Source organism: Shewanella sp. 10N.261.52.F9 (assembly GCF_041471165.1).
Taxonomy (GTDB): Bacteria; Pseudomonadota; Gammaproteobacteria; order Enterobacterales; family Shewanellaceae; genus Shewanella; species Shewanella marinintestina.
This window is the reverse complement of the sequence record NZ_JBFRNX010000001.1, coordinates 33,530-49,189: the sequence shown is the minus strand read 5'-3', so window position 1 is coordinate 49,189 and position 15,660 is coordinate 33,530. Positions and strand designations below refer to the sequence as shown.

14 protein-coding genes are annotated in these 15,660 nt (G+C 43.5%); 3 read left to right on the top strand and 11 right to left on the bottom strand.

Annotated features, from left to right (window positions below; translation table 11 throughout):
• Positions 1 to 27: 27 nt before the first annotated feature.
• On the bottom strand, positions 28 to 1,248 hold the full coding sequence (gene queG, locus AB4298_RS00175) for a tRNA epoxyqueuosine(34) reductase QueG (protein WP_371985342.1): 1,221 nt from the start codon (positions 1,246 to 1,248) through the stop codon (positions 28 to 30).
• 138 nt (positions 1,249 to 1,386) lie between these two features.
• On the bottom strand, positions 1,387 to 3,273 hold the full coding sequence (locus tag AB4298_RS00170) for a tetratricopeptide repeat-containing diguanylate cyclase (protein WP_371985341.1): 1,887 nt from the start codon (positions 3,271 to 3,273) through the stop codon (positions 1,387 to 1,389).
• Between the two features lie 187 nt (positions 3,274 to 3,460).
• Here AB4298_RS00170 and AB4298_RS00165 point away from each other — a divergent pair, with 187 nt between their 5' ends.
• Positions 3,461 to 3,985 (top strand): phosphatase PAP2 family protein, encoded by a 525-nt coding sequence (locus tag AB4298_RS00165; RefSeq protein WP_248999306.1) that lies wholly within the window; start codon positions 3,461 to 3,463, stop codon positions 3,983 to 3,985.
• A 60-nt stretch (positions 3,986 to 4,045) separates the two neighbouring features.
• Entirely contained in the window at positions 4,046 to 4,483 is a 438-nt protein-coding gene (locus tag AB4298_RS00160; RefSeq protein WP_371985340.1) for a DUF3069 domain-containing protein, read from the top strand.
• A gap of 660 nt (positions 4,484 to 5,143) precedes the next feature.
• Here the strand turns inward: AB4298_RS00160 and AB4298_RS00155 are convergent.
• The 7 genes from AB4298_RS00155 to AB4298_RS00125 form a co-directional block, all read right to left on the bottom strand.
• Positions 5,144 to 6,217 (bottom strand): hypothetical protein, encoded by a 1,074-nt coding sequence (locus AB4298_RS00155; RefSeq protein WP_371985339.1) that lies wholly within the window; start codon positions 6,215 to 6,217, stop codon positions 5,144 to 5,146.
• 135 nt (positions 6,218 to 6,352) lie between these two features.
• Positions 6,353 to 7,084 (bottom strand): hypothetical protein, encoded by a 732-nt coding sequence (locus tag AB4298_RS00150; RefSeq protein ID WP_371985338.1) that lies wholly within the window; start codon positions 7,082 to 7,084, stop codon positions 6,353 to 6,355.
• A 761-nt stretch (positions 7,085 to 7,845) separates the two neighbouring features.
• Positions 7,846 to 9,534, bottom strand: a complete 1,689-nt coding sequence (locus AB4298_RS00145) for an NAD-dependent malic enzyme (protein ID WP_248999303.1) — start codon at positions 9,532 to 9,534, stop codon at positions 7,846 to 7,848.
• A 284-nt stretch (positions 9,535 to 9,818) separates the two neighbouring features.
• The gene (locus AB4298_RS00140) at positions 9,819 to 10,292 is read right to left on the bottom strand and encodes a YehS family protein (RefSeq protein WP_220782271.1); all 474 of its coding nucleotides are present in this window, start codon (positions 10,290 to 10,292) and stop codon (positions 9,819 to 9,821) included.
• Positions 10,293 to 10,378: 86 nt separating this feature from the next.
• On the bottom strand, positions 10,379 to 11,554 hold the full coding sequence (locus AB4298_RS00135) for a serine hydrolase domain-containing protein (RefSeq protein WP_371985337.1): 1,176 nt from the start codon (positions 11,552 to 11,554) through the stop codon (positions 10,379 to 10,381).
• 24 nt (positions 11,555 to 11,578) lie between these two features.
• Positions 11,579 to 12,841: an Nramp family divalent metal transporter gene (locus AB4298_RS00130; protein ID WP_248999301.1), complete on the bottom strand. Its 1,263-nt coding sequence runs from the start codon at positions 12,839 to 12,841 to the stop codon at positions 11,579 to 11,581.
• Between the two features lie 47 nt (positions 12,842 to 12,888).
• Complete coding sequence (locus AB4298_RS00125) at positions 12,889 to 13,359, bottom strand: PH domain-containing protein (RefSeq protein WP_371985569.1); 471 nt, start codon at positions 13,357 to 13,359, stop codon at positions 12,889 to 12,891.
• Between the two features lie 343 nt (positions 13,360 to 13,702).
• Between AB4298_RS00125 and AB4298_RS00120 the strand changes: the two genes are divergently transcribed.
• Positions 13,703 to 14,326, top strand: a complete 624-nt coding sequence (locus tag AB4298_RS00120) for a glutathione S-transferase family protein (RefSeq protein WP_371985336.1) — start codon at positions 13,703 to 13,705, stop codon at positions 14,324 to 14,326.
• 214 nt (positions 14,327 to 14,540) lie between these two features.
• On the opposite strand, the gene AB4298_RS00115 is transcribed toward AB4298_RS00120, so the two are convergent.
• Positions 14,541 to 15,041 (bottom strand): DUF4447 family protein, encoded by a 501-nt coding sequence (locus AB4298_RS00115; protein ID WP_249000874.1) that lies wholly within the window; start codon positions 15,039 to 15,041, stop codon positions 14,541 to 14,543.
• Between the two features lie 54 nt (positions 15,042 to 15,095).
• Complete coding sequence (locus AB4298_RS00110) at positions 15,096 to 15,500, bottom strand: SMI1/KNR4 family protein (RefSeq protein WP_371985335.1); 405 nt, start codon at positions 15,498 to 15,500, stop codon at positions 15,096 to 15,098.
• Between the last annotated feature and the right edge of the window lie 160 nt (positions 15,501 to 15,660).

The following is a 15,660-nucleotide window of genomic DNA, read 5'->3' as shown; positions in this document are numbered from 1 at the left end:
GGCGCTAACTTAATTAGCGCTCGTTTTTTATGCGTCTCTCGGCAATCCTTTTTCAACGCTGCGGATCACTCTTTGAGTTTTGCGACTCACAAGCAGCGCTGTTGGTTCACTCTGATTATCATCTTGTTTAGCCGCTTGCTCTGCGAGTGCCCAATCAATATGTTCACTTACCATTTCATCGACTTCATCGGTTAATTTACGTGCTTCAAGCGCTGCGACTATGCTGCTACTAGCTGGTGCATTACCTAGCGCGACGGCAATGTTTCTCAACCAGCGAGCATGGCCAATACGGCGAATAGGGCTACCTTCGGTAAGCTTGAGAAATTCAGCTTCGCTCCATGCAAATAGTTCAAGTAACAGCGGCTGCTTAAGTGATGCTCTGGTATGAAAATCACTTTCCTCAGTAACTGGTGCTTTGCTGTTAACTGGACACACTAACTGGCAGTCATCACAGCCATAAATTCGGTTGCCTATTGCTTGCCTAAACTCAAGCGGAATTGCGCCTTGTAGCTCAATGGTTAGGTAAGAAATACAGCGACTACCATCGACGATATACGGCTCAACAATAGCATTAGTTGGGCAGGATTTAATGCAGGCAACACAGGTTTTACAGCCTTCGGCGACAGGGATATCAACGGGGAGCGGTAAATCGATAAGGAGCTCACCAAGAAAGAACCAACTGCCCACTTCTTCGCTTAGTAATAAGCTATGTTTACCTGTCCAGCCGAGGCCAGCTTTATCGGCAAGCGGGCGCTCTAAAATAGGCGCTGAATCGACAAATGGACGCGAATTCGGTTTATTAATCCCAAGAGCTTTAAGCTCAGCTTCAATTCTGTCTCCAAGCTTTTTAAGGCGATTACGGATCATCTTGTGATAATCGCGGCCGCCAGCATATCGAGAAATATAGCCTAGGTTAGGATCTTTAAGATTAAAGGCAAAACCCGCTTCTGGTGGAAGGTAATTCATTCGTGCAGAAATAACGCGTTTAGTACCTGGATGTAGCTCATGTGGGCGGGCACGCATCATGCCGTGGTTGGCCATATAGCCCATTTCGCCGTGATAACCTTTGTCTAACCAAGCTTGCAATTTTGGCTCTTCTTCACTGAGGTCGGTATCGCAAATACCGATTTGTGCAAAGCCTAATTCCTTACCCCAGTTTTTAATATTAAGGGCTAGCTCGCTAAGTTGAGCTGACGTTAGGCTGTTAAGCGGAGCAAGTTGTGTTGGTTGTGCGATTGAGTCAGACATAGATCTATTTACGGCTTGGAGTAACCACTAATGATAGCAGTTATTCGGCGTTAATAGGTATACGCGCGTTTAACTCATTTAGACAGGCTAATGCTCTGCTTTAAAGCCTATAACATGCCACTATGTTGTAAAGGTTAGCTAGCCCATTCGGGCTTGGTTTCGACCTTCATGTTTTGCACGGTACAGAGCGTCATCAGCCCTTTTTAAAAGGGTATGTAACTCTTCGGGGTCGTTGCTTAAGCTAGCAACACCGGCACTAATGGTGATGGAAAAGCCTTGAGGGAACTTTGATAAGTTCGCCATGCGGACTTGGTGTACTAAATTTTGGGCAATTTCAAAAGCAGCGTCTTTATCAGTGTTTGGCAATAAAATTAAAAACTCTTCACCACCCACTCGTGCAGCTTGATATTGGCTACCCAGCACTGCTCTGCAGGTATTGGCCAGTAGCTTTAAACATTCGTCACCCACTTCGTGGCCAAAGTTATCGTTAATCTGTTTGAAGTAGTCTGCATCAAAGGTAATGGCAGATAGCGGGCTTTGATGTTTTAACGCTTGCTCTAAGTAGATTTCAGCCTTGGCGTAAATATAGCGGCGATTAGGTAACTGAGTTAAATCATCAGTCAGTGCTAGTGTCGATAATTGCTTATTTTTTTGGCTCTGTTTATAGGCGAAAACAGAAATAATAATGGTGATTAAGCCGCCCAGTAAAATGATAATCCATTGCTGTAACTTGTTTTGCTCAAGCATGGCAAGCTCTATTTCTTTTAGCTGTTGGTTTTCCATTAAATGACGGTTTTCTTGCTCGATTTGATCTGCATTAAAGCGAGTGCGCATTTCAGTGGTGTACGTCGATAATAGCTTTGTATCTAGCTCATTATGTTGTTTAACGTATTCGTTAAGGGATTCATAAGCATTCTGCCAGTCAGCTTGCTTAACAAACACACTGCTTTCTAGTTTTAGTTGTTGGGCCAAGCCACTCATGTTTTTGACGCGAATAAAAGCAGTTTGTGCCAAATGCAGGTTTTCATGGGCTTGCTCAAGCTGGCCTTGGGCGAGGTAAATTTGGCCGTAGAAAAGGTGCATAAAACCATAAAAGCCCTCATCATTTGATGCAATAAACGGCTTGGCTAGATCAAGGTAACGCTTAGCTTGATCAAGTTCGCCGAGTTGGATTAATGTGCCAGCAATATTGACCCCTACGGTTGCTTGCCCCATATCGTCGCCCTTTGCGCGCCAATACTGATAGCTTTTTTCAAAGCGTGACTTGGCTACTTCAAAGTTGCCTAGCTCTTCTTCTGCAATCGCAATTGATACTGATATGGTGTTGGCGGCATCAAGATGATTACTTTTACGCTTATCTTTTTCTAACCTTTTAAAGTAGCGAATCGCACTTTTTTGATCGCCAAAACGGCGATAGGCGTTAGCGATTTCGTAAAGGTTAAGCTGTGCCCAAGCGGGGAGATTAAGGTTTTCATACAGCGACTGTGCGGTCATTAAGTCTTCAAGGGCATAAGTAAAATTACCTTGATAAGAATGCAAATAACCGCGCATAGAGCGCGCGTCGGCAACTAGGCGTAAGTCCTCTAGCGCATAGGCATCACTAACCGCCTTATCGTAGCCTTTTAAAGCTAAATCGACATTTCCGTTTTGCTCGGTATACCAACTTTGGCACAAGGCTAAGTCGAGTTTGTGGCTTGGATATTGGGAAAGAAGCGGGTGAGTTAATGCGTGCTCAACAAAATCGAGCGCTTTAGTGGCTTCACCCTCTTTAAATATATCGAATGACCAGCAGCGCGCGCGGTTTTTTCGTAGTTGACGGTTTGTATCACTATCAGCGACTAGGCTATCTAGTTCATCGAGATAGAGCAGGTATTGCGCGTGGTCATTAATAGCAATACCACTGTCAATCGAGGCAAAAATATCATCGGCTCTTTGGTTGTCGACTGAATTTGCCACACTAAAACTACTCACTAACAGTAAGTTTGCAATGAGTACGATTTTAATAAGCAAAAAAGGCTTTGGCATTCAGAGTTGGCTTAGTATTGAAGTCGTTGATATTTATGGTTAAGCATACACTATAAAATAAAAAGTAAGATTATTTTTTATTGCAATAATAATGGCTAGCAAACGGTCAGCGGATAACTCTTTTGCATTTGCTTTAAGGTGCCTGTATAACAACGCCTTTTAAAGATGGGATACCAAGGTTATGTCGATGAGAAAGTGGCTAGCAGCAATACTATTACTCACTTCTGGTTCTGTGTCTGCGACATCTAATTTAGAGAAGTCTGGCGACGTATTGCACCTGCTAATTCCGGCTGCAGCGTTGGGTGGTACTCTTATTTATGAAGATGGTTATGAAGGTGCGTGGCAGCTTGCTAAAACTGGTGTCGTGTCACGCCTAGTTGTCGAAGGTCTTAAATACACAGTCGATAAAGACAGGCCCGATGGTTCAGGCGATGATTCATTTCCGTCTGGCCACACGGCCGATAGCTTTGCCGCCGCGACATTTGTGCAACAACGTTATGGTTGGCAGTGGGCAATTCCGGCTTATATCGGCGCTGCTTATGTGGGTTATACCCGCGTTGAAAGCGACAAACACCATGTTGAAGATGTATTAGCCGGTGCCGCGATTGGTATTTTATCAGGGCTATACTTTACCGACCCTTATAAAGGCATTACGGTTACGCCAATCGTCGGTAACGGCAATTACGGCTTGTATGTAAGTGGTAAGTTTTAAATCGCCAATAATTTTGAATTAAACAGTGCTTATACTGCACTAAGTTCTAGAGAGAAAGTCATGACAGAAGTAAGCCAAACATATAGAGAACGTGCTGAGCAGGTTTCATTAAACGTGTGTAACACCGTAATGCCAATGAACGACATTCCTGAAGGTTTGTTCGAAGCCTACGCAAACCTTTGCAATGAACTTATTGAAGATAAAGATTCAAAGTTCAGCGCGGGTTGGGATGCACTACCAGCAAGTGCAAAGAGTCTTTTACCAAGAGAAGACTTCCACGGCTTCTACATTGCTAACGCATGGTTCCAGTTAAGCCGCGTTGCGCAAGACATCGCTGAGATGGCTGAAACAGATGATGAAATTGCCGAGAAAGAGTACAACGGTATTTTCACTCGTCTAGCAGATGCATCGCTTAAAGAAAGTGTACGTAAGTTGAAGAAAGCGAGAACTGACCGTTCGATGCTTAACAGCATTAAGGCTGTGATTGCTGGCAAATAGTGTGGGTTAACTTTTTGCTAAAAAGCTTGATTTAAAAGGTTAAGTCAAAAAGGCTATGGGAGTTTTCCCGTAGCCTTTTTCTTTTGCGTTTAGATCACGCAATTTTCTATCTTTTCTTAGAAGGGTGATATTTTTTAGGCTGCGAGTAGCATCCAGCAGCGGTGGTTCCAATGGCCTGCGGCCAGCGTATGTGCAGATGCTGCCGTGACACGCAGCAAGTCCATCTGACCTCCATGGATGGAGGAAATGCCAAATTCAGTATGGAACTGAATTGGCCATGGAAGCTCGGCCATGACAAACAACTTCCATGTTTAAAAGCCAGTTCGGCATCCTGCCTCTCGTTCGAGAGCTTGATAACTTCGTTATCTCTCACCAGAACATGGATGGTCACGGCCGCATCTACACTAGGTTAAAAAAGCACAATCTTTGGCATATAGAGTTATGGCTAAAGTCCTAGCTCGTTACTGGACAGAAATTGGTTAGAGGCAAAGCTCTTAAAGTGATGAGTCTCATTAGGGAATGTATGGCAACTAGGTATGCGGTAACGCCGCGTTAAGTAGTGAGCAACGCTACCACCGAACCTAAACCATTGCACCATAAACACAAAACTCGACTTGGACTAAAAATGCCAAGCGTTGGGAATCTGTCTTAAACGCTTTGTTAAGCATACTTTTTGTCAGAGATTGCTTCCATTAACGTATCCAATCGCTTTCTTAAAAGCTCTGAAATGCGCACAAATAGTTCAAAGCTGTCTTTCATATAGTCAGGAAAGTCATCAGATTGAATAAACTTATTAATATTTTCAACTCTCTCCATAGGGGAAGGGTGCGAATCATCATGTTCAGCGTTTGGCTTCAACTTTAGTCTTGCTGATTCACAAAGATCTAAACTCAGAAAGAAAACCAACGGAGAAATTAAATTTGTCGCATTAATATTTTCATGTTTGAGCCCAAACATAGTTGTTACCGCTAAAGCGAAACTATCACACATAAGCTCCATTTCTTTCTCTGTGGTATCCGGTGGTACTCCATTATTACTAGGGTACTGCTCTTCCAAATAAAGATGGTAATACTCATGTGCAATGATGAATACTTCCATTGCCTGTACCATTGAAGCACGCTCTATGTGCGCCCCTTTTGGTTCATCTAATTTACCAAACCCACGAAGTGACCCTCGTTGGCTATAGTACGCAGCAAGACGAAATACCTTCAAGCCAATATCGTGATCAGCAATAACATTGTTAATCGAGTTGTCGCTAAAGTCCACCTTCCCCGTACTAGCACACCCCAGAACGATTGATACAAATATTTTTGACCAATAGTTACAAAATGACATTGTACCTTCACCCGCAAAAATAGTGTGCCCATGAACAGAAGGAAGAGTACAGGCTCCAGGAGACATGCTAGGTGAAGTAAACAGGGTAACTTGCGCTGATAACGAAATGTCAATTTTTTTATAGATTTCAGCTACATCATCTAAGATTGGGGTGAATAACTCCATTGGAAAAAATGACTCAAACTTAGTCGAACCTTTGAAGTCATCAATTTTTGTTGCTAAAAGACGCGAAGATTCATTGCGACCTAACTGTTCTTGTAAAGACTTCTTAATTTTAGAACGTGAGTTTATGAACCAGTCTCTTTCATTAGTTATAAATGATTCCGAACCATTTGATACAAGCCCGCCTTGCTGATATTCAATATATCTGAGTAATTCACTATTTCCAGATTCTTTCATTGTACTCTCTTGTATGCTTAACGCCCAATTAAGGTGTGAAGCACGCTACCCCCACACCCAATTTGAACACCGTAAACACTGAACTGGATTCAAACCAAGAATGCCAAACGTGCTGAATCACTCTTAAATTGTTTGTTAGATTTTCTTAACCTTGAACTCGACTATAATTCCCATAAAATGATGGATAGTGCTCGTATCAAGTACCTCAACCCCTGCTTCATCAACGATCTCGCCAACATAGTCACTGCTTATCGTATGCGCACACACATTGACATCCAAGTGACTAAGATTTCCAACCTCAGAAAACCATGACTTATATTGCAGTTCAAGATTTTTCTTTCTTTCACACTCTTCGGCTTCGCTTTTCACTTTGCTATAAGAGTACAATGCAGAAAATAATGTAGACTGGATAACACTATTACCTGTCTTACCAGTGATATTGAAATATTCTAAGTTCCGCTTGAGATCTTTAATAACTAGTTTTCTAGCTGGATTAAAGCCCTTAAGCTCAATGACACAAATTGGTTGGTGAGTCATATGGCTGCTATTTACAATATGTTCATATACCGCAATATCAGCTCTCTCTTTAGTATTAATCGTTGGCTTTCTTTCTCTGAATACTGTTGAGCCACGTTCCCAACTATTTCCCCATTTAATAGGAGGTAAGCAATCCCTCGATAATTCCTTACGACTTTTTTCTAGGAATATTCTGTAAGGCTCGCCATAAAATGAATTGAGCTTATCAATTTCCCTAGCTACAGCAACAGTAAATAAGTATTCCGCATTTATCGGTTTTCCTCTTTCACCAGAAAACCGAAACATATCTTCACATGCAGACTGAGTAGCATTAAAAACTTGTTTGTACACCTTGAACTCCAATAAAAATCTAACAGTATATTAGGCTGAATTCCGAATAAGAACAGTCAGTCTAGTTAATTTTATGCGAACAAGCTAACCATAAACTCATTTTAAATCAATAATTTAAAATGCATTTTACTGCAAACCCACTGACTCTTCTGATGGTGAAAACCAGAATTTACTTATTTGTGACGTGATTTGATTTAACTATTGGGGAGAAATGTTTTTAAGCAGCCACTTAGCAGTTGTTAACTCTAAATCGCTTTCCTTCTTACACCAAAATAATGCTGAAAATTCACAATGCTTATTATAACTGTTTATATGTACAGATAGTGTAAAGATGAGACTATGCATAAGCTTTCATAATTAGGTTTTCTACTAACAAAGGTTCACGTCTGCTACTCAACACTTTTTGTAGTGAAACTGAAAAGGGGCAAAAGTAAGTTACGACACTTACAGATAACACCTATTCCCCATCGAAGTTGCCGAGTTCATTGAAGATAAATATCGTGATTGAGGCATGGATGCCGAAATAGCCTTAGGTGAGCCATGGACGGCGAATATGAGGCGATAGATATTGTCGAAAATGAGTGAGGGTCAACAACTTCGTCGGGGCGGCAGGGGAGATGCAAGAGGGGATTGCTGTTGATCCCCTCTTGCCCGTGTGTGAGCTGGAAGCTCACGACTTTAGTTGTTAGACGCAGTCTAACGATAAGGTCAAGCGCAGCTTGATAACCTAACTTCGTTAGTTAAGGTTCCGAAGCAGAACCTTAGAACGCAGTGCGTTTATAATTACGATACTCTGCCATCCAGAAGTTATCATCAATCGCATAGTTCAGTTGCTCAGCGGTCACTGGCAAGGCGTGGCCTTCCTCAATCGCCATGCGCGCTACGGCAAAGGCAATATGCTTACTGACCTTATGAATGTCTTCAAGCTTAGGTAGCAGTGAACCTTCACCGTCAATCGCTAGCGGTGAACACTCGGCTAACGCGCGGCTTGATGCCATTAGCATTGCATCACTCACACGCTTTGCACCTGAGGCTAATACACCTAGGCCAATGCCTGGGAAGATATAGCTGTTATTACACTGCGCGATTTCATAGGTGGTGTCATCGACAATCACTGGTTCAAACGGGCTACCGGTTGCCACAAGTGCTTGGCCTTGCGTCCAATGTAAAATGTCTTTTGGCGTGGCTTCAACGCGGCTGGTTGGGTTCGATAGAGGGAACACAATTGGGCGCTTACAATGGCTGTGCATCGCTTTGATGATCTCTTCGGTAAATAGCCCCGGTGCGCCTGATACACCAATCAATACCGTTGGTTTAGCGTTGTTAACCACATCAAGTAGCGAGATGTTGTCGCTGAAATTATCCCAGCTAGCAATATCATCGCAGTTTTGCGCCAGCTTTTGCTGGAAAGGTAACAAGTTCGGCATATTAGCCTGTAGCATTCCCCAGCGATCGACCATAAACACTTGTTTGCGTGCTTGCTCTTCTGTGATGCCTTCAGACACCATTTGCGCCACGATTGCTTCAGCAATACCACAACCGGCAGAACCTGCTCCTAAGAAGGTAATGCGCTGCTCACTGAGTTTGCTCTTAGCGGCTTTACATGCAGCAAGTAGCGAACCTACGGTAACAGCGGCTGTACCTTGAATGTCGTCGTTAAAGCAGCAGTATTGATCTTTGTAACGCTCAAGCAGTGGCATGGCGTTCTTTTGCGCGAAATCTTCAAACTGAATTAACGCATCTGGCCAGCGGCGACTGACGGCTTGCATAAAGGCTTCAACAAATTCAGTGTATTCTTCGCCGCCAATACGTGGGCTGCGCATGCCCATGTACATTGGGTCTTCTAGTAGATGCGGGTTATCTGTGCCGACATCTAAGGTGATTGGTAGCGTGTAAGCGGGACTAATACCGCCACAGCTGGTGTACAAAGAAAGCTTACCAATTGGGATCCCCATACCGCCAATACCTTGGTCACCTAGACCTAAGATCCGCTCACCGTCGGTAACTACGATGATTTTTACTTTTTGGCGAGTTGAGTTATTGAGGATATCGTCAATACGGTCTTTGTTGGCGTAAGAGATAAACAGACCACGGTTGCGGCGATAATCTTTAGAGAAACGTTCACAGGCCATACCCACTGTTGGGGTATAGATGATAGGCATCATTTCGGTAATGTGGTTTTGTACTAGGCGATAGTACAGGGTCTCGTTGGTATCTTGAATGTTACGCAGGTAGATATGCTTATCGAGATCATTGCTGAAGTTTTTATATTGGTCGTAAGCGCGTGAGGCTTGCTCTTCAATGGTCTCAATAACATGTGGCAGTAGGCCTTCAAGATTAAAAAAGATCCTTTCTTCTTCGGTAAAAGCGCTGCCTTTGTTGATTAAAGGCGCTTCTAAAATGGCTGGACCGGCAAAAGGAAGATAGAGCGGGCGTTTGTTATCGTCCATTGGAAACCTTTAGATAGTTTTTGTTAGTGAGGATGACTGGTGATTCTAGTCACGGAAGACTAACACAAAGTGTGATCTTTGTTAGCGTTTGCGGCGCAATTAAACAAATTTTTTTAGCTAGAGCGAAGAAGAGTTTAGGCTTTAACAAAGCAAAAATACGAGGCTTATTGTAGGTCGGGCTATAGCCCGTCAGTATTTGTTTATCCTAGCTTAGTTTCATAACAAAAAAGCACCGCCAGTGGCAGTGCTTTTTAATCGCGTAAGCTAACTCGTTCGAGATTGAATTAGTTAGCGTTTTCTGGACGGTGCTTAAGTGATAAGCCCATCAAGAAGTTACGTAATACTTGGTCGCCACATGGCTTATAGTGCTTGTGACCAGGCTTTCTAAATAGTGCGCCTAGCTCAGACTTGCTCATGTTGAATTCAGCTAATTCTAGCGCTTCAATGATATCGTCTTCACGTAGTTCAAATGCCACTCTTAACTTTTTGAAGATAAGGTTGTTGGTCAATTGAGATAATGGCTCTGGTGCTTCTGCGCCAGGCTTTAAGCCACGCTTGTAGATCACTAAACCGTCTAGAAAACGACACATGTTTTTGTCATTTAGCGGCGCATAACCTTCTTCATGCTCTTTTTTAAGCATGTCGATCATTTGCTCTTGTGTCACTTCGTGCTTAGTTTTAGCAAAAATGCGGATCATCTTTGCATTGCTTAAGTCGAGGATATAGCGAACTTTACGTAAAATATCATTGTTAATCATGAGTTTGATTTTCTTCTAACTATGGGACCGCGCGGCTGCGCGATCATCGCCGATTATTATAACAGAAGTTAGTGCTTAAATAGCAATTACTCTGCTGCTTTTGCCGCCGTATTAGCAGGTGCAAAAGCATTTTCAACTGCGCTAATTGAGGCTTGGTACAGTTTGGCGACAGGGCGGTCTTCAAGTGCAATCAGCCTGCTTCGAATACTGCTGCGAATAGCGTCGTGTAAACCAAAGACTCGCTCTCGGTTGCTTAAGTCCCAAGAGGTGTTTTCTAAAATCAATAAGCTGACTTTTGACTTTGGATAGTACACCCCAAGGCTAACATAGCCTGGCAAGTAACCACTGTGGCTATATTCAACTAGCTCTTCGTCGCGGCTAATCTGAGTGCCAAAACCGTACTCCAATACGCCCCATCTGTGTTCACGGGTTGCTTGGGGAGAGGTCATTAACGCTAAACTTTGTTGGCTGATTAATTTGCCATTGTATAGCGCATCTTGAAAACGGCTATAAGCCTCAACCGATGCGGCCATGCCGCCAAATGCGACTAGCGAATTATCAATGGTTATATCGACAGGTGTGAGTTGTGACAGGAGGTTACCATCTGCATCAGCGCTTAAGGTTTCGGTTTGGCCAATAATAAAACCTGGGTGGCTCGAGGCTATGTGTGCGATGTGACCGGTTTGAGCATATAAACCATCAAGCTGGTATTGCTGGTTAAGCTGCTGCACCAGTTGTTCAATTGGCTGTTGGTAAACTACGGCGAGTATGTCACCTAGTAATGCATAGCCATAGTTAGAATATTGAAATTGACTTCCCGGTTTATAAAGCGGCGCTTCGCCCATTTTGAGTAAACCTGAGGTATGACTAAGTAGTTGCGAGACCGTCACGCTTGGTGGCACATAAGCACGAGGTTTATTGCCGTCTTTTAATAAGTAATGACTGACGCTTTTATCTAAATCAATGAGGCCGTCATCGACTGCCTTGAGAATTAATGCTGCAGTAACTTGTTTTGACAGTGAGCCAATGAGAAAGCTTGAATTGCTGTCTACTTTGTCACCTGAGATATAAGTAAATACCGGCTGATTGTCCTTTTTAACCATAATAATGCCGTTAAATGGACGCTCATTTTGGTTAATAATTGTAGGCAACTGTTTTGCTATATCGCTGTTTACCATGCGGTTAGCACTGGCTTTGTTGGCTGCCCAAAGACAAAGTCCAACGACGATAGAGGCTAAGACGGTTTTTGTTATTAGGTGCATTGCGCTGTAGGTGTCCGTATTTTGTTATTTTGTAAGCATCCAATAGATAAATAGCGCGGCAAAACTGACTAAGTAAGTTAACCCTAGCCATGAAAGTACTCGCATGGCGCTACCATACCTGTCTGCTGGCAACAGTGCTGTGCTGATCATCAACTTATAGTTAAGCCAAGCAAACACCACGGTTGTCATAAACGCCAGAATCATAACAAATTCCAATAAAGGAAGTAGAGCACCTTTGAAAAACAATATGATAAATAAGCCAAAAGCACTCAGCGCAACCATAACCGCATTGAGCCTACGTTCACTATCTTGCTGATTGGTGAGCAATTGCCAGCCCATATTGAGGGTTCGGCTATAACCGTCAATAACCGTGACTGTGGTGCTGAAAATACATAAAAATGCCACCGCGCCGATAAGGTAGCGACTGTCGTTGCCCATTACTTGGCTATATAGGCTGATGAGCTGGCCGGCAAACTTGGCACCTGATGGCGAAAACTGCTCGCCACTGCCATACATGACTAAGCTACCAAGGGCGAGAAATACCACTGCTAGGATCGCTGTCATTAGATAACCGAAGTTAAAATCGAATAGCGCTTGTTGTTTGCTTACGGGTTGCAGCTTTTGTTTTTCAATAAGCCATAACGAGTTCCAAGCACTCACTTCAATAGGGGCGGGCATCCAACCCATCATTGCCACTAAAAAACCAATATGAGCCCATTGCCAAGGAGATTGACCGATAAAGTCTGGCTGAACAACACTGGGGACGTTAAAGGCGAGAGCGACAGCAGTCAAGGTGGTTAAGGTGAGCGCGAGCATTATCACCTTGGTCATTTTATCGAGCAGCGCATAATGGCCTAAGATTAAAATCACTAGGCTGGAAAGCAATACTAATAGCGCTAATACATCTATCGGCAGCGACACAAATTGCGTCAACATGGCTGCGGTGAGCATGGCAACTCCCGCGGTACTGGCAATGGCGGCAATACAATTGAGTGCGGTGAATACCAATAGGTAATTACGGCCCTGTTTTAAATAGCCTTGTAGTAGGTTTTCACCAGTTGCTGCAGTGTAGCGGGCACCGGCTGCAAAAAAAGGATATTTAAGTAAGTTAACCGCCAAAATAACCCAAGCAAGTTGCCAACCAAACTCAGCGCCCGCGCGAGTTGATGCCACTAAATGTGAGGCTCCAATTGCCGCAGCTGCCATTAATAGACCGGGGCCCATGGCGCTAAGTAATGCCGATAAATTCATTTTTGGGTGTGATATTGCTGCGCTGTTATCGCTCATCTTGATTGGGTTTCATATTGTTCTCTGGGAAAGCTGATATGCAGCTGTTAAGTTTTACTATTATTTTCAATACGTTTGAGAGTATCAGATATTTCTTGTAAAAGACTGACTACGCTAGTCTCATTATTTTCATCTTGAGCGGTGCTTGGCTCTATTTGGCCGAGCTTTTCTTTTTGTGCAAGTACTAAACTCCTAAATTCGGCAGCGCCTATGATGCCAGTTAGGCTAAGTAACGCGCCCGTTCCTGACTGACCTGCGGTTTCAATTGTGAGTTGATGCAATTTAAAAAAGCGCATCAAAGGCCCTTGAATCAACGCCATATCGGTAATTTTATCTAGTGGCACCGTGTTTTCGGTGCGGGTGAAAATACCTTTACGCACCACGAGTTTTTTGGCTGTTAGCTCTGTGCTCATATTGTTGATATAGCGGCGAGTAAAATAGCTGCCAAGAGGTAGCCACAACAATAGCAGCGGGATCCCAACGATGGATAATGCCAGTATGATAGTCAGAGGAGTCATCCAATACCTGCCTAGGTTGTCGGCAAATTGGACTTGTTTGATGATGGGCTCTTGATTGTTTTCCACGTTAATTCCTTAAGTGTTTTACTTCGTCATTCCTTGTATCGCTTGCTCAGTTCAGCACTTGTGAGGCGCGAGGATAACAGCGCACTCTCACTGCATATTACTGTGACGTTACGATTTGTTATTACTAAGCTAATACTAACTTAAGCAAAATTACGGCTAATTTAAAGGCATATTATTTTGAAACAAACTCAGGCTTCCTATTACGGGCGACTCGGCGTAGGTTGGTTGAATAAGTAACAGCAAGCTGACTAGAGAAATTAACGATAAGGAACCACAGATGATCAGGTTATATGGCATTCCCCGCAGTCGCTCTTTACGTGTGTCGTGGACGTTAGAAGAGTTGGGGCTAGATTGGCAATATCGGCACATTAACTTTGCTAATGGCGATGGCAAAGACCCTGAGTTTTTAGCTGCCAACCCTTGCGCTAAAGTGCCTGCGTTAATAGATAACGGTGTCGCCATATCTGAGTCGGCGGCAATCGTTTTATATTTGGCAGAAAAATATGGCGAAGGTCAATTACTGCCTAAGGCGGGCACGGCTGAGTCTGCACTGCACCATAAATGGATAAGTTTTATTATTAGTGAGTTGGAGCAACCGCTTTGGACTATGGGTAAACATAAGTTTGCTTTGCCTGAGGCGCAGCGCTTGCCAGCAATATTGCCTGTCGCTAAATGGGAGTTTGATAAAGCTGCTGCAATAGCGGAGAAATGGCTACCTGATAGTGAATTTTTACTGGGTGAGCAGTTTACCGTTGCTGATATTTTATTGGGGCATACTTTGCTGTGGGCGACTCGTTTTGAGCAAGATATTCCGCCAAAGTTAACCGCGTACCGCGATAGAATTACCCAGCGCCCTGCGATGGCTCGAGGCCTTGCTAAAGAGGAAGCTGGCGCCGTTTAATGCAGAACCTAGAACCTAGAACCTAGGACCTAGGACCTAGGCTTAGATTCTAGGACGGGCCCCTTGTGCAGGATAGCCCTGTTAGGAAAAGCAAAAGATAAAGCGCTGTATATCTTTCGGCTTTTCCGGCCTTTTTTCGTAAGCGCAGCGTTCTATAGTGACCTAGTCACGTTCCTTTTGCCTTTCCTAGAACCTAGAATCTAGGACCAAAATCTTATAATTGAGTTTTAGCCCATTTAGCGCGATTTTCTCGGCTCTCTTTTAGGCCATCTTTTTCGCGGTAAGCTTTGTATGACTCAAAGTCTAGAGGTACTAGTACCACATCAACTTCTAGCATTAGCTTGCACTCTTTCTTGATGCGGTAAGCTGACACGTTATACAGCTCTGCTAATGGTAATGTGCCTAAAAATTCTGGGTTGTACTGAGCGTACAAGGCTTGAGTTGGGTAAACCACAAAACTTAATGTGCGCTTTGGCTCTGACTTGAATAGCTCTTCGATGCCATCACAAGTGTTGAGTACTTGCATCTCAATCGCTTCATCGATCTCAAGTAGTTTTTTCTGTACTGGCATGTGAGCGGGTTTTTCGCCTGCTTCCCAAGCGATAACGTCAGCTTCTGTTACCTTACCAATTTCAGCTACTTGAGCTGTGGTTAACGCCAATGAATGACGAAGGTACTGCATTTCAATGGCATTTAGACCAAGTTCTTTAGACATGTTGTTTCCTTAAATAAATTCGAGCTGTGGCGCGTGTATGTGCTGACTGTTTGATTAGCTACGCATCCATACATCTTCGGCCCATTCCCAGAATGATTCCCAAGACTCTTCTTCGTCAATTTCGCCATCTTGCCACAGCTGAATTTGACCTTCTTGACCAATAAAGAAGAAGTTATCACCTTGCTGGCAAATTGGCACAAACTCACGAGGTAGGCCAATTGACCATGCGTAAGCGGCTACTTCAGAAAGGTATGTATGCGAGTTAGGATCACTTGCCGTTACTGGCTCTAGGCTGCCACAAATTACATCACTGGCATAAAGTAAGTATTCTTTTAGCTCCATAGGTAGTGGAATAAGAATTTCTTCTTCCACTTCAACAATTTGTTCGAATGTCGCTAGCTCTAACGGTACCGGTACCGCTTCACTCATCTCTTGCAGTTGCTCAATGATATCGTTCATAAGTTTTAGGTGTATCTGGCTATATAGATTATTGGGGCGGAGTATAACCGCAAATCGGGGGAAAGTGCAGGTAAGCGAGGCAATTTTATCGACTCCTACAAACCGTATGTGAAGTGTTGATTTAAATAAGTAGGCAATACCTAGCTAGCACTAAGTTGGG